Origin of the sequence: Larkinella soli (genome assembly GCF_003703975.1) — a bacterium.
In the GTDB taxonomy this organism is placed as follows: domain Bacteria; phylum Bacteroidota; class Bacteroidia; order Cytophagales; family Spirosomataceae; genus Larkinella; species Larkinella soli.
This window is the reverse complement of sequence record NZ_QTJY01000008.1, coordinates 144,502-170,928: the sequence shown is the minus strand read 5'-3', so window position 1 is coordinate 170,928 and position 26,427 is coordinate 144,502. Positions and strand designations below refer to the sequence as shown.

Below are 26,427 nucleotides of genomic sequence, written 5' to 3'. Positions count from 1 at the left end.
TACGACTGCCGATCAGGACCGGCAACCCGGTCCTGATCGGCTTCGCTGTCTCCCGAACTCTTTAGCTCCCCAACTCTCAATATCCCGCGTTCTGCTTCAGGTAGCCGGGCAGGTTGGAGGCCCCGTCGATGGCCGTCTGCGGAATCGGGAAAAGGCGCTTCTGGCGGTCGGCGTTGGTTTTTTCGGTCCATTTGTCCTCGTACTTGCCGAAGCGGATCATGTCCGACCGGCGCAGCATTTCCCAGTAGAACTCGAAGCCCCGTTCGCGGAACAGGAGGTCGAGGTTCATGGTGGTCAGGGCCGGGGGGGCGAAGGAGGCCGTCCGTGACGCCCGCACCGTGTTGACGTCGGCCAGGGCGCCGGCCGCATCGTTGCTCTTGCGCAGTTTGGCTTCGGCCCGCATCAGATAGACGTCGGCCAGGCGGATGATGACGATGTCGGCTTCCCCGAAGTTTCGGCCGCTGACCGACTTCTTGCTGAACTCATACTTCTCGACCCGGTAACCGGTGTTGTAGTTGCTGCCGGCCACCGTGAAGTCGATCTGTTCGGTGAAGTCCACCGCCAGCGTCGGCTTGTTGCGGGTGTCGTGGTAGAGCTTGGCGACCTTGAACTTGCCGTCGGGGCATTTCAGGAACACGCCGTTCCGGCGGATGAGGCCGTATTGCTGACCACGCAGAATCCCCCGGTTGATGTTGAAATCAGCCTCGGCCACGCAGGAGTCGGCCGGGTTGGAGTAGACCGACAGGTTCTGTTTGTAGAAACGCGGGTCGGCCTGGGCCGGGTCTTTGGGCGCGTAGGCGTTTACCCAGGTCCGGTAGTAGTCGGGCGTGATGGCGGGGCCGTCGGTGCCGTTGGCGTTCGGGTAGGCCGGGATCGGGAACTGGTCACCCGAAAGCGAAAAGTAAGCCATCCGGTTATGCCCGTTCAGCTCGGCCCGCTGGTCGACCGCAAACACCAGTTCCTTGTTGTCGTGGTTGTTCGAGTTGAAGATCGAGAAATAATCCCGCGACAGCTGGTACTGGCCCGAGTTGATGATCTTGTCGGAATATTCGACGACCTTGTCCATGTCTTCCGGCTTGAAGGTGAACTGGGCCGCGTAGGGGTCGCGGTAGACGGCCGCGTTCAGGTGCAGCCGCGCCAGCAGCCCCCAGACCGCCCCTTTGGAAAGCCGCCCCGGGCCGACGTTTGCTTCCAGCACCGGCTCGACGGCCAGAAACTCGTTCTTGAGGTATTCGACGGCCTGCTCGCCCCGCAGGATGGTGGAAGTGGCCGTGGCGTCCTCCTTCACGAACACCAGCCCGAAGAGGTCGAGCGTCAGCAGGCCGTAGTAGGCCTTCATGCCCCGCGCTTCGGCCAGGTAGACGCGCGTCACCGGATCGTTGAGGTTCGGCAGCGTGTTGATGGCCGTGATGGCCCGCGATACGCCCTGAAGGATCAGGTTCCAGGTGTTGCGCAGGTTGGGGTCGGTGCTGGTGTAGGTGTGCTGGTGCATCGCCAGGTAGATCCCGTTGTCGCCCCAGTCCGTGCCGCCCCGGTAGGGCAGAATGGCCTCGTCGGTGGAGATTTCCTGAAGGGCGAAGTAGTTGGTATGCAGGAAGATGTCCGGCAGACGCGCGTAGACCGGGGCCAGAATGCCGTCGGCGGCTTCCTTATCCGACAGCCCCGACACCGAGGCTTCGTCGAGCACTTTTTCGTTCAGGTTCGTGCAACCGTTTATGAAGGTCATGCCGGCGAGAACCAGCAGGGAGAGAAATTTCTTGTTCATGAGTTCGGCGGTTAAAAAGTAAGGTTCAGGCCAAAGACGAAGGTGCGGGCTTTCGGATAGCTGAGGTAGTCGATGCCGTACGATGAAATGCCGTTGATCGTGCGGTCGGTGTTCACCTCCGGGTCATAGCCGTCGTATTTCGTGATGACGAACAGGTTCTGGCCCGTGGCCGAAATCCGGATGCCGCTGACCCAGCGGTTCAGGCCGATCAGTTTGGGGCTGAGGTTGTAGCCCAGCGAGAGGTTGTTCAGCCGGAAGAAGGCGCCGTTTTTCAGGTAGCGCGTCGAGACCGGCGCCGAGTTGTTGATCGACTCGTTGGCAAACTGCACGGCCTCCGGGGTGGTGTTCAGCCCTTTCGACAGCCGCAGCTTGTAGAAGTTGGCGTTGGCGGTATTGTCGTACAGCTTGTTGCCCGATACGCCGTTGAAGTTGACGGCCAGGTCGAAGCCCTTGTAGGCCAGGTTGCCGTTGATGTTGTACTGCTTCGTCGGCAGGGCGCTCCCGGCGGCCACGCGATCCTTGTCGGTGATGATGCCGTCGCCGTCGGCATCGCGGAAGGTGCTGATGCCCTTGTCGTCGAGGCCCGTAAACTCTTTCAGGAAGAATGTTCCGATGGGCTGGCCGTTGATGTAGCCGTTGATCGTGGCCGAGGTCAGGCCGGAGCCGGAGGCCGAACCGGACGGAATCACCGAATAGGGCGAGTTGGTGACCTCGTTGTCGATGAAGGTCACGTTTCCGCCGAGGTCGAAGCGCAGGCCGCTCAGGCCGGTGTAGCGGTAGTTCAGGTCGATTTCGACGCCCTGGTTGGTGATGGTCATGTCGGGCACGTTCGTCCAGGTGGTTCCGGCGGGCTGGACGGGATCGGCCGGGATCACCTCCAGCAGAATGTTGTTGGACACCTTCCGGAAGTAGTCGACGGAGCCGGAGAGGGCGCCCTTGAACAGCCCGAAATCCAGCCCGATGTCGGTCTGGGTCGATACTTCCCACTGGATATCCGGGTTCGCCAGCCGGGCGTAGGACGTGCCGGCCGGGAACGGCCCGGAAGCCGCCAGCGGGTAGCTCGTCGCGGCCGACACCTGCGAGGTGAACAGCGCCTGGGTGATCTTCGACGGGATTTCCTGGTTCCCGGTCTGACCCCAGCCCGCCCGCAGCTTCAGGTCGGAGAACGGCCCCGACTTCAGGAATTCCTCCTCCGAAAGCCGCCAGCCGACCGAAACCGACGGGAAGATCCCGTATTTGTTGTTGGCCCCGAACTTCGAGGAGCCGTCGGCCCGGACGGTGGCCGTCGCCAGATACCGGTCCTTATACTGGTAGTTCACCCGCGAAAAGAACGATTGCAGTTCATTTTCGACGGCGAAGCCCCCGGGTTTATTGTTTGCCAGCGTCAGGTCCTGACCCAGGCCGGGGTTATAAATCGGCTCGATGGGCGAGATCGGGAACTTGTTGATGCTGGAGTTGCGGCCCTGCACGAAAATTTTCTGGTAGGAGTGGCCCAGCAATGCGGTCAGGTTATGATCCTGACGGGCCAGCGTATAGGTGAAGTAGTTTTCGATCAGGGTATTCCGATTGAAGGTATAGATGGTTTCCAGCCGTCCGTCCTGCTGCGGCACCGCACTGGGCAGCGATTGCAGGTCGCGGACGGAGTTGGAATTATCGACTCCCAGGTTCAGCTTGTAGACGAGGGCTTCCGTGATTTTGAACGAGGGCGAGATGTTGCCCACCACCCGGTTGGTCGTGGTGACGTCCTTCTCCAGCGCCAGCGTGATGAGCGGGTTGGTGCCGCTCTGGTATTTGAACGGCTGGCCTTTGTCGTCGTAGGCCGGCATGGTCGGGTTGGCCGAGATGGCGCCCCCGATCATGGCCTGCATGGGCGGCCGGTTGTTCACCGTCGAGGAGGCCGTCAGGTTGACGTCGATATTGAGACGGTCTTCCAGAAACTTCTGGGAGAGGTTGATGCGGCCCGTATAGCGGTCGAGGCCGCTGCCTTTCAGGATGCCTTCCTGATTCTGCACACCGAAGGAGCCGTAGTAGGTGAGCTTGTCGGTGCCGCCCCCGAACGAGAGGTTGTGGTTCCAGGTCATGGCCGTGCGGGTGATCTCCTTTTGCCAGTCGGTATTGCCCTTGAAGTCTTCCAGCACACCCCCGACGGCCGGCACCTGACGCCGGTATTCGTCGGCCGAAAAGACCTCGAGCGGACGGGCCAGGTTCGAGATGCCGAGGCTCGACGAGACGTTGATGGTTCCGGCGCCGGACCGGCCTTTTTTGGTCGTGATCAGCACGACGCCGTTGGCCCCGCGCGAGCCGTAGATGGCGGTGGCCGAAGCATCTTTCAGGACGTCGATGCTTTCGATGTCCTGCGGGTTCAGGAAGTTGAGCGGGTTGGTGGCCCCGCCGGTGCTGGAGTTGTCGAGGGCGATGCCGTCGAGAACGAAGAGGGGGGTGCTGCCCGTCCGGACCCCACCGGGCCCGCGGATGGTAATGTTCTGCACACCGCCCGGCTCCCCGCTGGCGGAGGTCACGTTGACGCCGGCCACCTTGCCCTGGAGCAGCTGCTCGGGGGAGTTGATGATCCCGCGGTTGAATTCCGTGCTTTTGATGGACTTCACGGCCCCGGTCATGTCCTTTTTGGTGGCGCTGCCGTAGCCGATCACCACCACCTGCGACAGTTCGTTGGCCGTGGCCTTCAGAGAGATGTTAATGGTGCTGCGGTTGTTGACCGGAACTTCCTGGGAAACAAAGCCGATGAAGCCGAACACCAGTACCGCGTTGCCGTCCGGGACCACGATTTTGTAGTCGCCGTTGGCGTCGGTGGTGGTGCCGCGCTGGGTGCCTTTCAGCACGACGGTGCAGCCCGCGAGGGCCTCGTTGGTGCCGGCGTCGGTGACCCGCCCGCTGACGGTCATTTCAACCGCGGCTTTGGCGGAAGAAGGGGCCGTCCGGGCCGGACTCTCAGCGACGGAGAGGAAGGGAAGGGTCAACAGGAGGCAGAGAAAAACGCCCCAGAGCCTGCCGAATGGAGGTAGTGAGTAGAATAGGGTCATACGAATAGTTGGTTGGTAAGAGGTGGTAAAGGTCGGACAAACAGTAAAATCCTGAATTAGTCGGGGAATATTTTAAAAATAAATTAATATATGCAAACGAGGGGAAAACAAGCCTGGATGTTGCATCGGGTTCGGGGTAAAAAGGGGCGTCGAGCGTAGAGTATCACCCATCCGGCTATCTTTATGATTCTGGCCGGGGGTGGTCCGGGCCGGAAATAGGTGGTCGTTTTGTCGGGATGCTTCAGCGCCGGGTGGGATCATAGAGCCGCTCATCGATCATGAACCGCTCGATACTGACGACTTTGCAGTTTGAGAACTGGGGGTGGCGCGGGTTGATAAGGTAGTTTGCCATGAGCGGTAGAACCGCACTCGGTATTTTTACGGTCAGGCAATTGGGCGTTCTGAGCCAATCGAGCAGAAAAGTCTGGGAAGGGGTTGGCTGGACAGTTCCGGTATTTTGCCAGCCGGAAGGCAATTCATCAATGCCATAGGTGCGGACGGAATCCGGAATCTCGATCGTTGCCAGATCGTATTCCGGAATATGTTTGGGATTCAGGTGAACCAGGACCTCAAGCAGGCTCAATGCAGGTGATTCCGTCGTATAAAGCAGTGATATTCCTTTCGGATTCCAGCGACCGCCATAGAGGGCAGCTCCTTTTCCAGACAACGGCTCATGGCGATACGCAGCCTGAAGTAACCGGTAAACAAGCATGGGGTGTGGCAGGTAAGCGGTACTGATCAGAAGAAAATGCCGTGTTCAATTCGGCCTAAAATATCATCGACCTGCGTGAAACCGGCAATCGTTGCGAGGCAGTCAAGGGGCGTTCTCCCATCCAGTTCCCCCAGAGGGTACCTTAGCCAGTCCTGAAAGGCCTGTTCATTTCCTGAGTAAACCCGTAACCCATGATGAATGATTCCTTGTAATAATTCCACCCGTTCCAGAGTGGGGCCGCCGATGGTTGTCTGCCGTCGGAACCGATGCAGGGTACTTTCAGAAATTTGAAGCAAAGGAGCAAGCTCCTTCAGAGTAATGCCTAATTGCCGGGACAGTTGGTCCAGGGCGATGTTGCTCCCTTCCGGGTTTTGCTTCACCGGTCGTTTTGAGCCGGAGGCAGCGCTGGAGGCCGGTTGACGCATGGATTTAATCAATTTGCAGTTATCAGTTGACAATGATACAACTGTCAACTGATAACTGCAAATCTTTAAGGGTTGTTCCCTTGGTTAATCCTCCAGCCCCTTCAGCAGACACCAAAGCCGCCGGATGTCGCGGGCGAGCCGGTCGTGCAGGTGACGAAGCAGCACGGGGTCGTCGGTAAGAGCGCCGTTTGGCGGCTCGGGCGAAGTATGGCTGTAATTGATTTGTTGTAAAAGCAAGCGACGGGGTGCGCTGGAGGGCAAGTCATTCGCCAGGGGCCGGATTTTCCGGGATTTTGGAGCTTTTTTCGGGCTTCGCATGTCCGTAAAAAAGGGAATAAGTGAAAAAATAGGCCGGTCACTGCGAAGCCCGATCACTGTTACAAGACAATGAAGACGCTAAGGACTCTCACCCTTTGCCGGCCAGGCCTGGGTTTAAGCGCCTTCGATAAGAAGGATTACTCTTGTAACAGATCAATTTTGACTTCGCGGTTCAAAGGTAGGAGCAGACGGCCTTCCATGCAAGAAAGATTGCCAAAGGGCAACCTGGTGGCTATTTCAAACCGGTCGTGTTGCGGCCGGCCACCCCCGGCCGGAGCGCCGGTCCGACCCCTCCTAAAACAGGAGGGGGAGTGCGCTGCCATTTTTAATGCCCTGCGAAGCCACCCCCTCCTTGGTAAGGAGGGGGCTGGGGGGTGGTCGGCATGGTCAGTCTCAGCGATGCTTGCAGATTCGGATTTTTGAGGTTTTATTTAAGAACGGCAACCCTGCCGCCCACCTCATCCTTAATCGCTGCTTTTAGAATGGAGTCCAAACCGTGGGTCCGCTTCGAGTCGACCGTCGATCGTTTTCCGTACAAGGGCGGGGTCCATTTTCTGGATGTGCCCGACCCGGTCGCCCGGCGGTTTACCGGGAAAGGCCCGGCCCGCGTCGTCTGCCGGATCAACGGAACCGTCGAGTTTTCGTGCGCCCTGATGCCCAAAGGCGCGGGGCAGTACTTCATTCACCTCGGCAAAAAGCTCCGCGACAAAGCCGGGCTGACCTACGGCGGGTCGCTGACGGCGGAGATCCGGACCGACGACAGCCCCTACGGCATGCCCATGCCTGAAGAACTTCAGGAACTGCTGGCCATCGACGAGGAGGGAAACCGGCGCTTCCACGAGCTGACCCCGGGCCGCCGACGCAGCATCATGTACTGGATCGCTTCGGCCGGTAACGTCCAGACTCGCGTCGACCGGGCCATCGAGCAGATCGACAAGCTCAAGCGGGCAAAGTCTTCGTCGTAACCCGGCTGACTAACCCCTGCAGCGACCACCCGAACGTCAGTCGACGAAGCGGTTCGGGTGCAGGCAGTTGGACCAGTAGCTGACGATGGCCCGCAACTGGGCGCGGATTTCGTCGATGGTCTGTTTCTTTTCGAAAAAGCCCTGGATGGTCAGTTCATAGGCTTTTTCCACCAGGTCGCGGTGAACCGGGTGGGTGAAGAAGATAAACGGGATGGCCCGCATCCTCAGGCTCGGGTCCTCCTCGATCTGCCGACGCAGTTCCAGGCCGCTCATCGTATGCAGACTTATCTCCGAAAAGATGATGAACGGGCGTTGCTGACTCGTTCGAAGGTACTCGATGGCCTGCTGACCGTTGTCGAAAAACAAAACCGGTAGGTGCGGAGCAATTTCCTTCAGAATGGGCGTAAGCATAAGTTTATCGTCTTCATCGTCGTCGATGAAGATAATAGGCGTATTTTCTTCCATTTATTCAGTGATCCTATAGATGCCGAATGCGATGTATGAGGATAACTATAAAATGTTCATAAGGGTTAGCATTTGGTCTCGTGTCGCCCGGCGGTGGGTCTCCGGTCAGGGCCGTTGCATCGCTTTTCGGTTCCGGAATCATTCATTTCGGAACAGATGATTAATTTGGTTATTCTTTCGCAAACCGATGGAAATCTCCTACATCGACAAAAAAGCCTTGCGGCCGGCGCCATTTTACGTCCTGCTCCTTGTTCAGCTCACGCTGGCCGTAGGCGGGATTCAGGGGGGCTGGCGGCTAATCAGCGACCCGACCGGTCGTTCGCTGGGCATTCCGTCGGAGATTCTCACCAGCCTGCCGCTCACCAGCTTCGAGATGCCGGGCACGTTTATTCTGGTGATGTTCGGGTTGGTGCCGCTTTTTCTGGGCATCGCGTTGTGGGTCCGGCTGCCGTGGCCGCTCGCCGAACGTACCCTCGAAGGCTGCCCGTACCACTGGGCCTGGGCGGCTTCCGTCGGCCTCTGCACCCTGCTTCTGTTCTGGACCGGCATTCTGTTCTGTCTGCTGGGCTACCGCATCTACTACCAGTTGATCGACGGGCTGATGGCACTCGTCCTGCTGAACCTGCTGCTGCTCCCCTCCGTCCGCCAGGCCGTCCCGCATTCCTGAGGAATTCCGAGGCACCCCCCGGCCCCCTATAGGAGGTGAGGCTCCGCCGGATCAGCTCCCCCTTTAGGGGTTGTTTGGGGAAGCGTTTTTGCCTTTAGGTCAACTTATCATACCGAGTTACCAGGGGGCCGACCACCCCCCGGCCCCCTCCTTGGCAAGGAGGGGGAGAGTGCGCTGCCCTTTTTCAGTCCTGCAGAGCCACCCCCTCCTTAGCAAGGAGGGGGCCGGGGGGGGCCGGGAAATGAAAAAAGGTACCCGGAAACCAGGTACCTTTTTGTATGGCTATTAGGTGTTTTTCTGACGGTGAAACCACATTTGATCCGGACCGCCTGAAATCTTGACCGGAAGGTAAGTGTTCGCCAAATGCTTTAATTACTCTTTCTATCCAGTAGGATTGTAAACTTATTGGGCGGTTCGCTGAGGGTTACAAAGCCGCTCCCGGCCGGTCGGTTTTGTCCAGTAAAATTTCATATGTCTGTCGGGCAATGTCCAGTTCTTCATTGGTCGGAATCACCAGCACCCGGACCGGCGACTCCGCCCGGCCGATGTCCCGGACCTCGCCCGACGGCGTCTCGTTTCTTTCCGCATCGACCGACACACCGAGGAAGTCCAGTCCCCGGCAGATGCGCGCCCGCATGGCCGCGTCGTTTTCGCCGACCCCCGCCGTAAAGATCAGGGCGTCGACCCCGTTCAGCACGGCCGCATAGGCTCCGACGTATTTACGAACCCGGTAGGCGTAGATTTCACTGGCCAGCTCGGCCGCCCGGTCACCGGCTTCCCGGGCTTTCCCGACGTCGCGCATGTCGCTGAACCCCGACAGCCCCTTCATACCCGACTGCTTGTTGAGCAGATGGCCGACCTCCTCCGGGCTGTAGCCGTGGGCCATCAGGTGAAACAGCACCGAGGGGTCGATGTCGCCGGAGCGCGTGCCCATCACCAGCCCGCTCAGCGGCCCGAAGCCCATGCTCGTATCGACCGAGCGGCCGGCCCGCACCGCCGTGATGCTGCACCCGTTGCCGAGGTGAATGCTGATCAGCCGGGCGTCGGGGTTGCCGAGCCGTTCCATCGCCTTCCGGCTGACATACTGGTGGCTGGTGCCGTGAAACCCATAGGCCCGGATGCCCTCCTCGCGGTACAGAGCCTCGGGCAGCGCATACCGGAAGGCGTATTCAGGCATGGTCTGGTGAAACGCCGTATCGAAAACCGCAATCTGCCGGGCGTTCGGGAAGGTGGTTTCGGCCAGCTCCAGACATTCGTAGTTGATGGGGTTGTGCAGCGGGGCCAGTGCGAACAGCGAGCGGATGGTTTCCTTCACGGCCGGCGTCACTGGGGTGGCGCGGTTGAACTGCTCCCCGCCGTGGACGACGCGGTGGCCGATGGCCGCGATGTCGTCCGGGCTGCCGATGACGCCCGCTTCCGGGTCCGACAGCAGGGCCAGCATCCGTTCCATCGCGGCTGAATGGTTGGGGATGGCCTCCTGCCGCTCGATCACCCGGGCGGGGCCGGTCGTCGGAACCTTATGCCGGACGAAGGCGTCGGCCATGCCGATGCGCTCGATCAGGCCCGTGCAGAGCGGCTGGTCGGAGGGCATGTCGAACAGCTGGTATTTCAGCGAACTGCTGCCCGAATTGATGACGAGAATAAGCATGCGGGATGAAGTAAACGTTACGGTTGGGTAGGTTGAGTATCCTGACACTGAATGGCCGTAATGACGACCGTGTTGAACACGTCGTCGACCGTGCAGCCCCGGCTCAGGTCGTTGATCGGTTTGTTGAGGCCCTGCAGCATGGGGCCGATGGCCAGAGCCCCGGTTTCCCGCTGCACGGCCTTATAGGTGTTGTTACCGGTATTCAGGTCCGGGAAGATCAGCACGCTGGCCCGGCCGGCGACATCCGAGTCGGGGAGCTTCTGGCTGCCGACCAGCGGGTCCACGGCCGCGTCGTACTGAATTGGGCCTTCGATTTTCAGGTCGGGGCGCTTCTGCCGGACCAGGACCGTCGCCTGCCGGACCTTCTCCACGTCTTCGCCCTCACCCGAGGTGCCCGACGAGTAGGAGAGCATCGCGATGCGGGGTTCGATGCCGAAGCGGGCGCTGCTCTCGGCCGAGGAAATGGCGATCTCGGCCAGCTGTTCGGCGGTCGGGTTGGGGTTGACGGCGCAGTCGCCGAAGACCGACACCCGGTCGGGCAGGCACATGAAGAAGACCGACGACACCAGCGAGACGCCCGGCCGGGTCTTGATGAACTGGAGCGCCGGCCGGATGGTGTGCTGGGTCGTATGCACCGCCCCCGACACCATCCCGTCGGCATGGCCCTTGTAGACCATCATGGTGCCGAAATACGACACGTCGAGCATCAGGTCCCGCGCCGTTTCGGGCGTCACGTTCTTGTTCTTCCGCAGTTCGTACAGCGTTTCGGCGTAGGCGTCGTACTGCTCCGACCGGGCCGGGTCGATGATCCGGACGGCGCTGACGGCCGCGTCCAGCCCCAGACGCCGGAAGGAGGCCGTCACCTCCTGCGGATCGCCCAGGATGGTCAGGTCCACGACGTTCTGGCTGATGAGCCGGGCGGCCGCCTTCAGGATGCGGTCGTCGTTGCCCTCGGGCAGCACGATGTGTTTCTTATGGCTTTTGGCGGCTTTGACCAGCTGGTACTGGAACATATGCGGGGTAATGCTCTCCGACTGGAACGTAACGATCTTCTCGTCCAGTGCCTTCGTGTCGACGTGCTTCTCGAAGACGTTGAGGGCCAGCTCGATCTTCTGCCGGTTATCGGCCGTGATGCGGGAGTGGATGGCCCCGATGGCGGTGGTGGTGCGGAAGGTGCCGTGCGGCACCGACAGGATCGGGATCACCGTCTGCAAACCCGCGATCAGGCGCATGATGGGCTCGTCGGGTTCGGTGCCGGCCGTCAGCACGATGCCGGCCACCTTCGGGTAGTTGGCCGACAGGTTGGCCTGAATGGCCCCGATGATGATGTCGCCCCGGTCGCCGGGCGTCACGATCAGCACGTTGTCCTTGATGTAGTTCAGGAAGTTGGGCAGCATCATGGCCCCCGTCACGAAGTTGTCGACCTGGTTGCTCAGCAGCGGCTCGCCGATGAGCACTTTGGCGCTCAGCGCTTCGCAGATTTCCTTCATGGTCGGGCTTTGGAGGCCCTTTTCCCACGGGATGACCGTCAGCAGCAGATCGGCGGGCAGCTGCATCCGGAGCAGCTCGCGGACGTCGTCGACCTGTTCGGCCCTCACCCGGTTCACCACGATGCCCAGCACCTGCACCTCCCGGCTTTCGAAGCCCTGAAGAGCGTTCAGGGCCGCGCTGACGATCTGGGCCGTGGTTTTGCCCTCACCCGTTACGACCACCAGCACCGGCGCGCCCAGGTTCCGGGCAATCACGACGTTCGACTCGAACTCGAACGCGACGCCCTCGCCCAGAAAATCGCTGCCCTCGATGACCGTGAAGTCGCAGCTTTCCTCCAGCTTCTTGTATTTGCTGATGACCGTATTGAGCAGATCGCCCCGGCTTTCGATGGACTCCATGTGGTTGAGGGCCTCCTGGCGGCCGAACGCGAAGGTGTCCTCGTAGGGAATCGGCAGGGCGAAATAATCCAGAATGGCCTCGATATGAATCTCTTTGCGGCCGGGTACCTGCTCGGAAATGATGGGTTTGAAATACCCGACGTTTCTGGTTTTACCCAGGAGCCAGTTCACCAGGCCCAGCGCGACCAGCGACTTGCCGGTGTAGGGCTCCATCGAAGCAATAAATAAGGCTTTTGTCATGAATAGCGAATGCGTTTCTGCGCTACCGGGAGAGCGGTATACGGTCTGTAGGAAATCGAACCCGCTATTTTAACGCTTTTCTGCTTTCGGGGGTTTATAAAAAAGCCGTGAACCCGGGTTCACGGCTTTTTTACGGTAAACCATACCCGTTGTAATTAAAATTTCATCTCGGGATACGCGGCCGGTTCGAGTACTTCGGGCACGTCGGTCGGTTCACCCCGGGCGGTGATGCGCTTCGTGATCGTGTAGCTTTCCAGTTCGCGGTCGGGGTACGGGTCGGCGCAGATCGCCAGTGTCTCCTTCTCGCTGAGGTCGTTGCGCAGCCAGGCTTTTTCGGCTTCGGTCGTCAGCAGCACCGGCATACGCCGTTTGGTGTTGTGGATCTTTGCCAGCAGGGGGTTGGCTTCGGTCGTCAGCAGGGTGTAGGTCTGGAGCACCTCACCGGTGTCGCGGTCGGTCCACTCGTCCCATAGCCCGGCGATCGACACGATCTTCTGCGAGCGGGGATGGATATAAAACGGGTATTTCTTACTCTTCTGCGTAAACCACTCGAAAAAGCCGGTAACCGGAATCAGGCAGCGTTTGCCGCCCTGGGCCGCCCCGCGGAACGACGGTTTTTCGAAGATGGTCTCCGACTGGGCGTTCAGCGTGCGGGCTTTCAGTTCCTCGGCCTGGTCGCGGCCCCGGACCCAGTGCGGAATCAGGCCCCACTGGAGCATGCGGAACTGGCCCGGCTGCTGGTGGGTCAGAATGGGCCAGTGCGGGAAGGCGAAGGCGCTGGCGTGAAAGATCGGACCGAAGTCGGCGCCCGGGGGAAGGTCCGCGTCGTAGCGTTCCTGGAGTTCCTGCGGGCTTACGTTGAGATTTTTGTGGTAACACATGCTATTGAGCCTGTTGTAAGAGTTTTTCCTGACCGGCATTCAGCTTGCGTAATTCATCCAGAATGGTGCTCAGCGTCGGTTCCGAATCCGGAAAGTCCGCCGACATGTACAGGACATACCGCCAGAGTTCCTGCAACTGCTCGGCCGGCAGCGCGTAGGGCTGGTAGGCCGGGTTGAGGGAGTGCAGCATCAGCCGCCGGTGGGTCGCCAGTTCGTTGTAGACCTTCTTGACGACGATGCCCTCGTGGCTCACCACCACGCAGCCCGTACCGTCTTTGACGCCGTACCAGTCCTGCACGTATTCGCCCAGCACGTAGGCGTTGGCCGGGATGGGCAGCATCGACTCCCCGCCCGCCGGAAACAGCCGGTATTTGCGGTTTTGGGAGATAAACGGCAGCGGCAGCCGGAAGCTGGGCAGTTCGGCGATGAAACCGGCGTCTTCGAAACCGCCCTGGCAGTAGCCCATGGCGGCCTTCACCGGCACCAGTTCGATGTTCTCCTCATTGTCCGGCCCGACGCTGCTGACCAGCTCGCGTACCCGGAACGACTGCCCCCGGAACAGCGGGTCGGGCGAGGCCAGCATCTGCTGCAGCTGCTTGCGGCTCAGTTTGCCCAGGGGCTGGAAAAACAGGATGTCCAGCGAGATTTTGTAGAGCGTCACCAGTTTGGCCGCCACATCCATCGGCGGAACCGTTTCCCCCTTCTCGTATTTCGACAGCGTCGGGTGCGTCACCCCGATCACCCCGCCCACCTCGACGAGGGACAGACCGTAATACGAACGTAAAAGACTCAGATTCTCAGCTATATACATGGCAGTCGCTTCCTTGATCAAAGATACGGATTCCGGTTTACAAAAGGAAGTCTCTCTGTAAGAAAGTTTACAATTGTAAATCGGTTTTTACCTGTAAAAGCGGCTTTCCGGCTCCTGAAAAACTATCTATCGTAAAATCAGTTACATCATTATGTAATAATAATTACAATCTGTTTGTAACTATTATTACAAATTGGTTATTTAGCCCCCAGATCAACGCGGTAAGCCCATGACTGATGCCGACCGGCATATCCTTCATCTCGATCTCGACGCCTTCTTTCCGACGGTGGAGGTGCTGCGCAACCCCGAACTCCGGGGGCGGCCCCTGCTCATCGGCGGCACCGGCGATCGGGGCGTGGTGGCCGGATGCAGCTACGAAACCCGGCGGTATGGCGTCCGGTCGGCCATGCCCATGCGGCTGGCCCGCCGGCTCTGCCCGGAAGCCATGGTCATCAAGGGCGACTACCAGGCCTACACGCAGTACTCGAAGGCCGTGACCGAAATTATCACCGAAGCCGCCCCGGTGGCCGAAAAAGCCAGCATCGACGAGTTTTACGTCGACATGACGGGGATGGAGAAGTTCGTCGGCTGCGAAAAATGGTCGCGGGAGCTGAAGCAGAGGATCGTGCGCGAAACCGGCCTGTCGGTGTCGTGGGGGCTGTCGGTCAACAAAACCGTGTCGAAGGTGGCCGCCAACGAGCGCAAGCCCGACGGCGCCCTGCACGTGCTACCCGCCGAGGTGCAGCCGTTCCTCTGGAAGCTCGACGTGGGCAAGCTGCCCGGTATCGGCGAGAAGATGGCCCACACGCTGCGCTGCATGGGCGTCACGAAGCTCGGCACGCTGGCGCAGATTCCGCGCCGGCTCATGGAACGCACCTTCGGCAAAACCGGCCTCCTGCTCTGGGACCGCGCCAACGGCATCGACCCGACGCCCGTCGTGCCGCTGCACCGGCAGAAGTCGATGTCGAAGGAGATGACTTTCCAGACCGACACGACCGACGTGACCCTGCTCCGTCTGACGCTGGAGCGGATGGTGGAGGGGCTGGCCTACGACCTGCGGCAGGGCGGCTGGTGTGCCGGGAAGGTGACGGTCAAGATCCGGTATTCCGACTTTCAGACCTACACGCGCCAGATCACGCTGCCGGCCACGGCCTCCGATCACCTGCTGCTGGCGGCCACCCGGAAAGCCTTCGACCGGCTCTACGACCGCCGGCTGCTCATCCGGCTGGTGGGCGTCAGCTTCGGCCGGCTGGTGCGGGGGGCCGAGCAGCTGAGCCTGTTCGACGCGCTGGGGCAGCCGATGCAGAAACCGCTGCCGGAGCTGTACCGCCAGATGGACCAGGTCCGCAGCCGGTTCGGGGAAGATCGCCTGATCCGGGCCAGTCATCATCAACGAGGATTCTGATTTTCAAACATATGCACGACTTCTTACGACTCTGGGACGGTATTCAAATGCATTATCTGTCGCAGCCCTGGCATGGGCAGCAGCACGTCGGCGTCTGGATGGAAGACGCCCTGGTGCTGGTCAACCTGGCCAATCCCGCCGAACGGCGCGTCTACGAACCCACCTCGCCCTGGCACCTCATGCTGCCCGTCGGCACCCACGACCGGACCGGCACCATCCTCTACGAATGCGACTGGGTGGAGTGGACGGGCCGGATGTGGGAAATCAGCTACTCGCCCCAGCGCTGCGGCTTCGTGCTGGCGACGGTGGGCGCCCTGCGGCCGATGACCATCCCGCTCAACTTCTCGATCTCGCGGAAGCTGCTGCACCTCGGCAACCGCTTCGAACACCCGCACCTGCTGGGCAACACCGACTACCGACAGGCCGCCTGACACGCTTATGTATCTGAACGCCCACAGCTATTTCAGCCTCCGCTACGGCACGCTTCCGCCTGAGAAGCTGGTGGAAGCGGCTGCGGCTCTGGGCATCCGGACGCTGGCCCTGACCGACATCAACACGGTTTCGGGCGTTTTCGAGTTTGTGAAGGAGTGCGCGAAGGCCGGCATCCGGCCGGTGGTGGGGGTGGAGTTCCGCAACCACCAGGAGCCGGCCTACGTCTGCCTGGCCCGCAACCCGGAGGGCTTCGCCGAGATCAACCGGCACCTGTCGCAATACCTGCTGGCAGGAAAGGACTTTCCGCTCCGGGCACCCCGGTTTCAATATGCCTGGGTAATCTACCCGCTGGCCCGGCTGGATCAGTTCAGCGACCTGGCCGACCACGAACTGGCGGGGGTGCGGCCCTCCGAGATTACGCAGCTCTGGCGGTATCGCGCCCGGCTGAAACCGCATCAGGTGGTGATTCTGCAACCTGTCACCTACCTCGACCGCCGGGGCTTCAGCCTGCACCGGCTGCTGCGCTGCATCGCCCATAACTGCCTGCTTTCCAAGTTGGTTGAGCACGAAACCGTCCGCGAGGACGAGTTCCTGATCCCGCCCGACCAGCTGGCCCATGCCTTCCGCGACTGGCAGCCGGTGGTTCGGAACACGCAGCGGCTGCTGGAAAGCTGCTCCTTCGATTTCGACTTCGCTTCGTCCAAAAACCGGAAGCTCTACACGCCCAGCCGCGAGGACGACATGGCCCTGCTCCGCAAGCTGACGGCCGACGGCCTCCGCGACCGCTACGGTGAACACCACCGCGAAGCGCAGCAGCGGGTCGAGCGCGAACTGCGGGTCATCGAGGAACTGGATTTCACGGCCTACTTCCTGATTACCTGGAACATCATCACCTACGCCCACTCGCGCGGCTACCACCACGTGGGCCGGGGGTCGGGGGCCAACAGCATCGTGGCCTACTGCATGGGCATCACCGACGTCGATCCCATCGAACTGGACCTCTATTTCGAGCGCTTCATCAACCCGAACCGCACCTCCCCGCCCGATTTCGACATCGACTTCAGCTGGGACGAGCGCGATGAGATCACCGACTACATCTTCAAGACCTGGGGGCGGCACCACGTCTGCCTGATGGCGACCTACGTGACCTTCCGCGACCGGGCGGCCTACCGCGAGCTGGGCAAGGTGTTCGGGCTGCCCAAGTTCGAGATCGACGCCCTCGTGGCCGATCCGGCCGGCACGCACCGGGGGGAGTATACCCGCTATATTCTGAATTTTGCACCCAAACTTGAAGACTTTCCCAACTACCTTTCGATCCACGCGGGCGGGGTGCTGATCTCTGAAAAACCGCTCTATCACTACACGGGCCTGCAACCGATGCCCAAGGGATTCCCGATCTGCCAGTGGGACATGTACGCGGCCGAAGAGATCGGTTTCGCCAAGTGGGACATTCTCAGCCAGCGCGGGCTGGGGCACATTAAAGAGGCCGTGGACCGGGTGCGCGAAAACCGGCAGATCGACATCGACATCCACCGCATCCAGGATTTCAAGCGCGACGAGAACATCCGCCGGCAGTTGCAGGCCCACGAGACGATGGGCTGCTTCTACATCGAGTCGCCCGCCATGCGCCAGCTGATCTGGAAGCTCCAGTGCGCCGACTACCTGACGCTCGTGGCGGCCTCGTCGATCATCCGGCCGGGCGTCGCCAGCAGCGGCATGATGGCCGAATACATCCGGCGCCACCACAACCCGGCCGACTACACGCCGGTTCACCCGAAGATGCAGGAACTGATGGCCGACACCTACGGGGTGATGATCTACCAGGAGGACGTCATCAAGGTGGCACACCACTTCGCCGGCCTGACGCTGGCCGAAGCCGACATCCTGCGCCGGGCCATGTCGGGCAAATACCGGGGGCAGGAGGAGTTTGCCCGCATCGAGGCCAAATTCTTCGCCAACTGCCGGGAAAAGGGCTACCAGGACGAGGTGGCCGCCGAGGTCTGGCGCCAGATCCGGAGCTTTTCGGGTTACAGCTTCAGCAAGGCGCACTCGGCCTCCTTCGCCGTCGAAAGTTACCAGAGCCTGTTTCTGAAGACGTATTTTCCGCTGGAATTCATGACGGCCGTCATCAACAACTTCGGCGGTTTCTACAAAACCGAGTTTTACATCCACGAAGCCCGGCGCTGGGGGGCCGTCGTCGAGGCTCCCGACATCAACCGCAGCGAGATTCCGACCACCATCGAGGGTCATACGCTCTGGCTGGGGTGGTCGCTGGTGAAGAGCCTGGAGGACCGCACGGTGCAGGCGCTGCTGCAACAGCGGCAGGCCGGGCCGTTCACGAGCCTGGAGGACTTCACGCGCCGGGTGGGGGCGGGGCTGGAGCAGCTGATCGTGCTGATCCGGGTGGGGGCGTTCCGCTGTTTCGGGCAGACCAAGAAGGAACTGCTGTGGCTGGCCCACGCGCTGGCCAACAATACCGCCGGGCAGGTCGCCACGGGCGATCTGTTCGAGCTGGGCGAGATGGAATACCGCCTGCCGCCCCTCTGGCAGGACGAGTGGGAAGACGCCTACGACGAGATGGAACTGCTGGGCTTCATGCTGCGCTCGCCCTTCGACTGGCTGGCCGTCGAAACGGAAGGCATCGTCGCGCGCCAGATGCCGGGCTGTGAGGGGCGGGAGGTGGTCATCGACGGCTACCTGATCACCTATAAGAGCATCCGGACCAAAACCGGCAAGCCCATGCAGTTCGGGTATTTCGTGGACCGCGAGGGGCAGTATTTCGACACCACCCATTTCCCGCAGGTGATGGTGACGCACCCGCTCCGGGGCATGGGCCTCTACCGGCTGCACGGCAAAGTGGTGGTCGAGTTCGGCTTCCCGAGCGTCGAAATCCGCGAACTGCACAAACTGCCCGTCAAACCCGACCCCCGCGGCATCGGCACCCTGCTGCGCATCGGCAACTGAAAAGGACCACCCCCCGGCCCCCTCCTTAGCAAGGAGGGGAGGGCTCCGCCTGTTCCTAATTATTGCGAAGCTACCCTCTCCTTAGCAAGGAGGGGGTCGGACCGGCGCTCCGGCTGGGGGTGGTCACCCCGGTTTTCGGAGCAGGCGCTGTTCGAGGGCGTCGCGGTAGCTGCCGGCCAGCGGGATCGTGACGTTCCCAACCGTCAGCTGGTGGCGCTCGATCCGGCGGATGGCCTTCAGGGCGACGATGTACGACTTGTGGACCCGGATGAACTGGTCGGGCGGGAGCGTAGCCAGCATATCGGCGATGGTCATGCGGGTGCAGACCTGCCGGTTCGGTTCGTGAATGAACAGCAGGTTCGTGTCCGACTGAATGTAGAGCACGTCGTCCAGATTCACCCGAATCCAGTCGTAGCCGTCCTTGACGAAAATGCCGGCCGGGCCGTCGCGCTGCGGCATCAGTTGGGCATAGGCCCGGTTGCAGGCCTGCAGAAACCGCCCGAACTCGATGGGTTTCAGCAGGTAGTCGAGCGCCTGGAGCGTGAAGCCCTCCACGGCGTAGTCGGCCCAGGCGGTCGTGAAAATAACCGGTTTCTGCAGCGGGGCGATCAGCCGGGCGAAGTCCGTACCCAGGAGGTCGGGCATCTGAATATCCAGGAAAAGAAGATCGACGCGCCGGGCGTGCAGATGGGCCAGCGCGTCGGTGGTGCTGACGAACGTATGGGTCAGATTCAGAAAAGGCACCTTGTCCGCATAGCGCCGGAGCACCTCCAGGGCCGCGGGTTCGTCGTCGATGGCGATGGCGTCGAGCATGGTTCTTACAGGTCGAGAGTCAAATCAACGGTAAAGGTATCGGACGTCCGGTCGATGCGCAGCTCATGGCGTGCCGGATACATCAGGGCCAGCCGCTGCCGGGCATTGGTGATGCCGGTGCCGCTGCCGCTGCGCGACGCGGGCTGAGCCGGCAGGCTGTTGGTGAGCCGCATCCGCAGCCGGCGATCCGCAACGCTCAGGTCCAGATCGATGAAGGACGGCTGCGCCAGACTGATGCCGTACTGAAAGGCGTTTTCGACGAACGGAATCAGCAGCAGGGGAGCGATCCGGGCCGGCTGCCCGTCCCAGTCGAGCCGGGTCGAGAGCCGCAGCCGGTCGCTCTGCGGCAGCCGCGCCCGCTGGAGGGCCAGGTATTTCTCCAGAAACGCCAGCTCCCGGTCGATGGGCGTCAGCGGCTGTTTCGACTCCTGCAGCGTGAACCGCATGATGCCCGAAAGCTGCTGGATCAGGTCCGCGACGGTTTCGTTGTCGGCCCGCTGGGCCTCGTTGTAGATCGTGTTCAGGGCGTTGAACAGAAAGTGCGGGTTGATCTGGGCCTTCAGCGCCGTCAGTTCGGCTTCCGTTTTCTGCTGAACCAGGTGCAGCTGCTCCCGGCGGGCCCGGAACGAGTCGGCCACGTAGCCGTAGGCGATGATAAAACCGATCAGCACGCCCGTCACCAGCATATTCTCGTCGGCAAAGGCGGGTTCGCGGCCGGTGCGGAGTTGCAGCAGTTCGAAGAGCAGCAAGGCCAGCCCGCAGAGCCAGGTCCAGTAGTAGGGCCGGGTTTCCCGCCGGAGGTGCCACCGCAGGAACGTCAGCCGGTAACTGGCGAAGGCCAGCGCCCAGAGGGCCGTCAGCAGGACGATGATGCCCAGCAGGTAGCGGGCCAGCCCCCCGATGTCGGGCAGGGCCTCGTCGACCTGTTGCCAGACGCCCTCGTACAGCAGCCGGCCCCAGTAGATCAGCAGACCCGCCAGCGCCGTGATCAGAACGGCGACGGCGTAGAGTTTCGGAGGAGGGGTCACGGTCGGTGCGGTATCGGTTCAGAGACGGTTAGTGGGACGACGGCCGGGCCGGTTTGAGCCGGTTCAGTTCGCGCTGGGCCTGCTCTTCCGCGATGGGGGCCATCAGCAGCGAGCGGCTCAGGAAATCGACTTCCTCGACGGCCTTGACGTAATAGGTGTGGCCGGCCTGGACGGAAAGCCACAGCGTCCGGTTTTCCGAGAAATAATCCTTCACCGATTCCAGCTTGACCCGCCCGGGCGGCACTTCGATCTCAAGATAACGATTGGTCGGCAGGCTGCCCAGTTTTTTGTCGTTGATCTTCAGGTCGTAGCTGTTTCCGCCGAATTCCCGCTGCCGGTAGATGACGACCCGGCCCTGCCCGTTGCGGGGTTGCTCGTCCCCGGTGACCGCTCCCAGCCACCAGAGACCCATGAACAGCAGCAGTTTCATCGGTTCGCCCCCTTGATGTAATTGCTGGAAAAGTAATAGGTCCCCTGGATATAAAACTGGCTGATGCGGTCGGTCGGTGCTCCGGTCAGGCGGAAGGCGTCGGACTTCCAGGTGCCGGGCTGCAGGCCGCGCCGGTAGCCGATCCGCAGCACGCTCTCCACGCTCCGCTTGCGTTTTTCCCGCTGGGAATACTCGATATTGACGTCCCAGAAATGATTGTAGAGAATCAGCGAAGGAATGTGGCCGCCCGGGCGGTATTGTGGCAGGTCGGAGAAAGCGACGGCTTCGTCGCTCTGGCGGTAGACGCTGTATTCATAGCCGATGGTGCCGAGGCCGGCATTGAGATAGACCCGCCGGTTTCGGGTGTTGGCCAGATCGAAACCAATCTGGCCCCCGCCGTAGTTGGCCCGCACCTGCCGGGCGACGGGGCGGCTTCCGGCATCGTCGTCGCGGAGCGGAGGCAGGTCGATGAAACTGAAGGAGCGGCCGGCCAGCAGCATCACCTTGAAGCGTCCGTAACGCCCGCCGAAACCGAAATGCAGAAACGGGTCGATGTGGGAGTCGGGCCGGATGCCGTTGCTGCGGAAGTACGACCGAATGGCCGGGATGCGGGTCGAAGCGACGGAGACGCCGATCTCGGCCATCATCCCGGATTTGAAATCGCTTTTCGGAGGAATGGATACCTGCGCCGTCGAGTCGGCGGTCTGGGCCGGGGCAGTGTGTGAGCCGATAAGCAAGAGCAACAGAAATCGTTTCATAAAAGAGTCGGTTAGGTTGGATGACACCGTAAAACAAACCTCGCCCCGCCGATCCGCCAAAGACGTGTGACCAACGAAGCGAGGTTTGTGGGGAAACCCCCGGATTTTGTGATGTCCGCCGACCGGCCCTTACTGCCAGCCGCCCCCGAGCGCCCGGTACAGCTCGACCGACGCAGCCAGCCGCTGCTGCCGGATCTGGGCCAGGGCCAGTTCGGCCTGCAGGACGTTGCTCTGGGCGGTAATGACTTCCAGATAGTTCGCCAGCCCGCTGGTGAACAGCAGCCGGGCGTCGGCGATGGCCCGCTTCAGCGTGACGACGCGCACGGCCGCCACCTGCTCCTGCTCCTTCAGCTTTTCGGCCTGCGCCAGCGCGTCGGAAACCTCCCGCACGCCGTTGGTCAGCACCTGCCGGAACCGGATCAGGGCCTCCTCGCGCTGAATCCGGGCCACTTCGAGCTGGGTTTTGAGCTGACCCCGCTGGAAGATCGGCTGCGACAGGCCGCCGGCCACGCTGTAGAACAGCGAAGCGGGCAGCATGAACCAGTTGGCGGCCTGAAAGGCATTGATTCCGCCCCCCACCGTGATCAGCAGCGAGGGATACAGACTGGCCTGCGCCACCCCGACCCGGGCGTTGGCCGCCACCAGCGCCAGCTCACCGGCCCGCACGTCCGGGCGGTTGGCGAGTAGCTGCACCGGTACGCCCGCCGGCAGCGAATCGGAAACCGGCACGGCATCCAGCCGCACCGTCCGGGCGACGCTGCCCGGCATTTCGCCCATCAGCTGACGCAGACCGTTTTCGCCGATCAGGATGGCCTGTTCCAGCTGCGAGCGGAGCAGGGCGGCCGTCTGCCGCTGGGCCTGCGCCTGTTCGACGGCCAGTTCCGTTACCTCACCGCCGTCTTTCTGCAGACGGATCACCTGCACGATGGAGTCGCTCAGGGCCAGATTGCGCCGGGCGATGTCGAGCTGGGCATCGAGCAGCAGCAGGTTGAAATAGCCGTGGGCGACGTGGGCGACCAGATTCGTGCGCACCGCCCGGGCGCCTTCTTCGGTCTGGAGGTAGTTGGCCCGCGTCACTTCGTTCTGCCGCCGGATTTTTCCCCAGATGTCGAGTTCCCAGGAGACGCCGGCACTGACCGAGAAGTCTTCGAGGTGCCGCTGGCCGATGAAGTTTTCCAGGCTCACTCCGTTGAGGCTGTTGCGCGAGGGCGTGATGGTCGAGGCCGCCACCTGACCGCTGACCGACGGCAGCAGCGCATACCGGGTCTGGCGAAGGTAGGCCTGGCTTTCCTCGATGCGTTTGATGGCCGCCTGGAGGTCGAAGTTGCCCGTCAGGGCCGTGCCGATGAGCTGTTGAAGCTCGGGATTCGGGAAGACCTCCCGCCAGGGCAGCCGTGCCGCCGTGCCTGTGCCGGGGGTGGGAGCGGACCGGAACTGTTCGGGAACCGGCAGTTCGGGACGCTGGTAATTCTGCCCGACCTTGCAGGCGGAAACCAGGAACAGAAGAAGGGCGGGGACCACCAGGCGGCCCCCGGTAAAGAGTGATCGTACCATTAGGGATGATTCAGTGAGTCGGTGGCAAGTAATTCTTCTTCAGCGGTTTCGGTCCGGTGGAAGGCCAAACGGCCGCTGATCTTCTCCTGAAGCCGCTGAAAGACGACATACAGGACCGGGACGATGAGAATGCCGAGTACCACGCCCGTGAGCATGCCCCCGGCCGTGCCGATGCTGATGGAGTGGTTGCCCTTCGCCGACGATCCCGTCGCGAACATCAGCGGGATCAGCCCCACGATGAAGGCGAAGGACGTCATCAGGATCGGGCGGAGCCGCAGCTGGGCGGCTTCCAGCGCCGAGGCCATCAGGGGCATCCCGCCCCGCCGTCGCTGCACGGCGTATTCGACGATCAGGATGGCGTTCTTGGCGAGCAGCCCGATGAGCATGATCAGACCGACCTGTACGTAGATGTTGTTGTCGATGTCGGCCAGGTCGATGGCCCAGAATACGCCCAGCACCCCGGTCGGCACCGACAGGATGACGGCCAGCGGCAGCAGGTAGCTTTCATACTGGGCCGCCAGCAGGAAGTAGATGAACACCAGGCTGAGCAGGAAGATCAGACCCGACTGGTTGCCGGCCGAAATTTCCTCCCGCGTCATGCCGGTCCATTCGTACGAAAAGCCGTTGGGCAGGTGCTTCTTCGCCACTTCCTCCACCGCCCGGATGGCGTCGCCGGTGCTGTAGCCCGGTTTCGGTATCCCGTTGATGACCACCGCATTAAACAGGTTGTTGCGCGTCACGACCTCCGGTCCGAACACCCGCTTCAGCGAGGCCACCGTCGTGACCGGCACCATCTCGCCGGCCGTATTCTTCACGTAGATGCCGTTCAGCGACGACGGATCGGCGCGGTAGGGCTGGTCGGCCTGGGCGATGACCCGGTAGAACTTCCCGAACCGGTTGAAGTCGGAAGCAAAAGTGCTGCCGTAATACATCTGCATGGTTTGCAGGATGTTGCCGGTCGAGATGCCGAGCTGGCTGGCTTTTTTGGCGTCGATATCGAGCAGGAACTGGGGCGTGCCGGTATCGAAGGTGGTGAAGGCGGCCGCAATCTCCGGCCGTTTGCTCAGTTCGCCGATGAACCGGGTGGAGGTGGTGCCGAGCTTGTCGAGCGGGCCGCCCGTCCGGTCCTGAAGTACCAGCTCGAAGCCGTCGACGCTCCCGAAACCGGGCACTGTCGGGAAGGTGAACACGTCGACGTGTCCCTCGCTGACCTTGCCCAGTTCGGTATTGATCTGGCCCATGATCGCGTCCAGCGACTGCACCGACCCCCGCTCGGCATACGGTTTCAGGTTGATGAACCCGACGGCATACGAGGGGCTGATCGAGTTGGAAAGGATGTTGAAGCCGCTGATGCCGTAGTGGCTGTGGACGGCCGGCATCCGTTTGACGATCTGTTCCATCTGCTGCGACACTTTCTGCGTCCGCTGCAGCGAGGCCCCGGCGGGCAGTTTCAGCGAATAGACGACGAAGCCCTGGTCTTCGGACGGGATGAAGCCGGTCGGCGTCGTGCGCACCATCCAGACCGTCAGCCCGGCCACGAGGGCCAGCGCACTCAGGCTCACGCCCTTATGCCGGATCAGCAGCCGGGTGAAGCCCACGTAGCGCCGGGTGGTGGCCGTAAAGCCCGCATTGAACGCATGGAAGAAGCGGCCCGCGAACCCCCTGCGGCCCGAACCGGCGTGATCCGTGTGCCGGTTGGTCAGCAGCAGGGCACAGAGTGCCGGGCTGAGCGTCAGGGCGTTGACGGCCGAAATAGCGATGGCGATGGCGAGCGTAAACGCAAACTGCTGGTAGAACACCCCGGCCGGCCCCTGCATGAAGCCCACCGGCACGAACACGGCCGCCATGACCAGCGTGACCGACACGATGGCGCCCGAAATCTCCTGCATCGAGCGCAGCGTGGCCGCCCGCGCCGACTGTCTGCCCTGCTCCATCCGCGTATGGACGGCCTCCACCACCAGGATGGCGTCGTCCACGACGATCCCGATCGCCAGCACCAGCGCGAACAGCGTCAGCAGGTTGATCGTGAAGCCGAACAGCTGCATGAAGAAGAACGTCCCGACGATGGCGACCGGCACGGCAATGGCCGGAATCAGCGTCGAACGGAAGTCCTGAAGGAAGAGGAACACCACCAGGAAGACCAGCAGAAACGCTTCGATCAGCGTGTGCGACACCTGCTCGATGGACTCGTCGAGGAATTTCTTGGTGCTGTATTCGATGGCGTAATGGATACCGTCCGGAAACTCCCGGGTGGCCTTGTTCAGGATGTCGAGGATCTCCACCTGGATGTCGTTGGCGTTGGAGCCGGCCGTCTGGAAAATGGCGATGCCCGTCGCCGACTTGCCGTCGACGCGCGTATTGCCGCTGTAGGTGAACGAGCCGAACTCCAGCCGGGCCACGTCCCTGAGCAGGATGGTCGAGCCGTCGGGGTTGGCTTTCAGCACGATCTGATCGAACTCTTCGGGCCGGTTGAACTTCCCTTTGTGCTTGATGACGTACTCGAACGCTTCGGCGCTGTTTTCGCCGATCCGGCCGGGGGCGGCTTCGAGGTTCTGGTCGCGGATGGCGGCCAGCACCTCCTGGGGCGACAGCCCGTAGGCCGTCAGCCGGTCCGGCTTCAGCCAGACCCGCATGGCGTAGTCCTTCACGCCGAATACCAGCGCCTGCCCGACGCCGTTGACCCGCTGCAGTTCGGGGATAATGTTAATCTTGGCGTAGTTCTGCAGAAACGTTTCATCGTAGACGTCCTTCGTGCTGATCAGGTCCAGGAACATGATCATGCTGTTCTGCTGCTTCTGGGTCGCGATACCGGCCTGCACCACCTCGGTGGGCAGCAGGCTGGTGGCCTTGGCGACGCGGTTCTGCACGTTCACGGCCGCCAGGTCGGGGTTGGTGCCCAGCTTGAAGTAGACGTTGATCGCCACGGCCCCGTCGTTGCTCGACGAGGACGTCATGTAGGTCATGTTCTCGACCCCGTTGATGGCTTCTTCGAGCGGGGTGGCGACGGAGCGGGCCACCACCTCGGCGTTGGCGCCGGGATACAGGGCGGTGACCTGCACGCTCGGCGGGGCAATGTCCGGGAACTGGGTAACCGGCATGGTAAGCAGGGAGATCACTCCCAGGATCACCAGAAGAATGGAGATGACCGTTGCCAGAACCGGTCGTTCGATAAATACCTTGAGCATGGCTATAAGAGAGCCTGTACGGGCCGCGAAA

General features: G+C 61.7%; 21 protein-coding genes. 5 read left to right on the top strand and 16 right to left on the bottom strand.

Features of this window, described 5'->3' with window-relative positions:
- Window positions 1–76: 76 nt before the first annotated feature.
- The 5 genes from DX909_RS15850 to DX909_RS29565 all read right to left on the bottom strand — a co-directional run bounded on the left by DX909_RS15850 (window position 77) and on the right by DX909_RS29565 (window position 6,180).
- Entirely contained in the window at window positions 77–1,765 is a 1,689-nt protein-coding gene (locus DX909_RS15850) for a RagB/SusD family nutrient uptake outer membrane protein (protein WP_128546170.1), read from the bottom strand.
- Window positions 1,766–1,776: 11 nt separating this feature from the next.
- Window positions 1,777–4,668 (bottom strand): SusC/RagA family TonB-linked outer membrane protein, encoded by a 2,892-nt coding sequence (locus tag DX909_RS15845; RefSeq protein WP_229311066.1) that lies wholly within the window; start codon window positions 4,666–4,668, stop codon window positions 1,777–1,779.
- Between the two features lie 379 nt (window positions 4,669–5,047).
- A complete protein-coding gene (locus DX909_RS15840; protein ID WP_128546168.1) occupies window positions 5,048–5,518 on the bottom strand; it encodes an RES family NAD+ phosphorylase in 471 nt (156 codons plus the stop codon).
- 26 nt (window positions 5,519–5,544) lie between these two features.
- Window positions 5,545–5,943 (bottom strand): Xre family toxin-antitoxin system antitoxin, encoded by a 399-nt coding sequence (locus tag DX909_RS15835; RefSeq protein ID WP_128546167.1) that lies wholly within the window; start codon window positions 5,941–5,943, stop codon window positions 5,545–5,547.
- An 84-nt stretch (window positions 5,944–6,027) separates the two neighbouring features.
- Entirely contained in the window at window positions 6,028–6,180 is a 153-nt protein-coding gene (locus tag DX909_RS29565) for a hypothetical protein (protein WP_164851300.1), read from the bottom strand.
- Between the two features lie 563 nt (window positions 6,181–6,743).
- Here DX909_RS29565 and DX909_RS15830 point away from each other — a divergent pair.
- On the top strand, window positions 6,744–7,226 hold the full coding sequence (locus tag DX909_RS15830) for a YdeI/OmpD-associated family protein (protein WP_164851299.1): 483 nt from the start codon (window positions 6,744–6,746) through the stop codon (window positions 7,224–7,226).
- A gap of 36 nt (window positions 7,227–7,262) precedes the next feature.
- Here the strand turns inward: DX909_RS15830 and DX909_RS15825 are convergent, their stop codons facing one another.
- The gene (locus DX909_RS15825) at window positions 7,263–7,691 is read right to left on the bottom strand and encodes a response regulator (protein ID WP_128546165.1); all 429 of its coding nucleotides are present in this window, start codon (window positions 7,689–7,691) and stop codon (window positions 7,263–7,265) included.
- Between the two features lie 187 nt (window positions 7,692–7,878).
- Between DX909_RS15825 and DX909_RS15820 the strand changes: the two genes are divergently transcribed.
- Entirely contained in the window at window positions 7,879–8,358 is a 480-nt protein-coding gene (locus DX909_RS15820; protein WP_128546164.1) for a hypothetical protein, read from the top strand.
- A gap of 424 nt (window positions 8,359–8,782) precedes the next feature.
- On the opposite strand, the gene DX909_RS15815 is transcribed toward DX909_RS15820, so the two are convergent.
- The 4 genes from DX909_RS15815 to DX909_RS15800 form a co-directional block, all read right to left on the bottom strand.
- Window positions 8,783–10,006 carry an acetate/propionate family kinase gene (locus tag DX909_RS15815; RefSeq protein WP_128546163.1) on the bottom strand — a complete coding sequence of 408 codons (1,224 nt, stop codon included), beginning with the start codon at window positions 10,004–10,006 and terminating at the stop codon, window positions 8,783–8,785.
- Window positions 10,007–10,023: 17 nt separating this feature from the next.
- The gene (gene pta, locus DX909_RS15810) at window positions 10,024–12,135 is read right to left on the bottom strand and encodes a phosphate acetyltransferase (RefSeq protein WP_128546162.1); all 2,112 of its coding nucleotides are present in this window, start codon (window positions 12,133–12,135) and stop codon (window positions 10,024–10,026) included.
- A gap of 155 nt (window positions 12,136–12,290) precedes the next feature.
- Window positions 12,291–13,016 carry an SOS response-associated peptidase gene (locus DX909_RS15805; RefSeq protein WP_128546161.1) on the bottom strand — a complete coding sequence of 242 codons (726 nt, stop codon included), beginning with the start codon at window positions 13,014–13,016 and terminating at the stop codon, window positions 12,291–12,293.
- 1 nt (window position 13,017) lies between these two features.
- Complete coding sequence (locus DX909_RS15800; protein WP_128546160.1) at window positions 13,018–13,827, bottom strand: XRE family transcriptional regulator; 810 nt, start codon at window positions 13,825–13,827, stop codon at window positions 13,018–13,020.
- A 229-nt stretch (window positions 13,828–14,056) separates the two neighbouring features.
- On the opposite strand from DX909_RS15800, the gene dinB reads away from it, so the two are divergent.
- Genes dinB through DX909_RS15785 form a run of 3 tightly spaced genes read left to right on the top strand, consistent with a single transcriptional unit; the run spans window position 14,057 to window position 18,628 of the window.
- The gene (gene dinB, locus DX909_RS15795; RefSeq protein WP_128546159.1) at window positions 14,057–15,232 is read left to right on the top strand and encodes a DNA polymerase IV; all 1,176 of its coding nucleotides are present in this window, start codon (window positions 14,057–14,059) and stop codon (window positions 15,230–15,232) included.
- Window positions 15,233–15,243: 11 nt separating this feature from the next.
- Entirely contained in the window at window positions 15,244–15,663 is a 420-nt protein-coding gene (locus DX909_RS15790) for a hypothetical protein (protein WP_128546158.1), read from the top strand.
- A 7-nt stretch (window positions 15,664–15,670) separates the two neighbouring features.
- A complete protein-coding gene (locus DX909_RS15785) occupies window positions 15,671–18,628 on the top strand; it encodes a DNA polymerase III subunit alpha (protein ID WP_128546157.1) in 2,958 nt (985 codons plus the stop codon).
- 123 nt (window positions 18,629–18,751) lie between these two features.
- On the opposite strand, the gene DX909_RS15780 is transcribed toward DX909_RS15785, so the two are convergent.
- The 6 genes from DX909_RS15780 to DX909_RS15755 all read right to left on the bottom strand — a co-directional run bounded on the left by DX909_RS15780 (window position 18,752) and on the right by DX909_RS15755 (window position 26,396).
- Window positions 18,752–19,441 (bottom strand): LytR/AlgR family response regulator transcription factor, encoded by a 690-nt coding sequence (locus DX909_RS15780; protein WP_128546156.1) that lies wholly within the window; start codon window positions 19,439–19,441, stop codon window positions 18,752–18,754.
- Between the two features lie 5 nt (window positions 19,442–19,446).
- Window positions 19,447–20,469 (bottom strand): sensor histidine kinase, encoded by a 1,023-nt coding sequence (locus tag DX909_RS15775; protein WP_128546155.1) that lies wholly within the window; start codon window positions 20,467–20,469, stop codon window positions 19,447–19,449.
- 28 nt (window positions 20,470–20,497) lie between these two features.
- Window positions 20,498–20,899: a DUF2846 domain-containing protein gene (locus tag DX909_RS15770; protein ID WP_128546154.1), complete on the bottom strand. Its 402-nt coding sequence runs from the start codon at window positions 20,897–20,899 to the stop codon at window positions 20,498–20,500.
- Window positions 20,896–21,657, bottom strand: a complete 762-nt coding sequence (locus DX909_RS15765; RefSeq protein ID WP_128546153.1) for a hypothetical protein — start codon at window positions 21,655–21,657, stop codon at window positions 20,896–20,898. Before DX909_RS15765 ends, DX909_RS15770 begins: the two co-directional genes overlap by 4 nt.
- Before the next feature lie 129 nt (window positions 21,658–21,786).
- A complete protein-coding gene (locus DX909_RS15760; RefSeq protein WP_128546152.1) occupies window positions 21,787–23,211 on the bottom strand; it encodes an efflux transporter outer membrane subunit in 1,425 nt (474 codons plus the stop codon).
- Entirely contained in the window at window positions 23,211–26,396 is a 3,186-nt protein-coding gene (locus DX909_RS15755) for an efflux RND transporter permease subunit (RefSeq protein WP_128546151.1), read from the bottom strand. The genes DX909_RS15760 and DX909_RS15755 overlap by 1 nt, the downstream gene beginning before the upstream one ends.
- Between the last annotated feature and the right edge of the window lie 31 nt (window positions 26,397–26,427).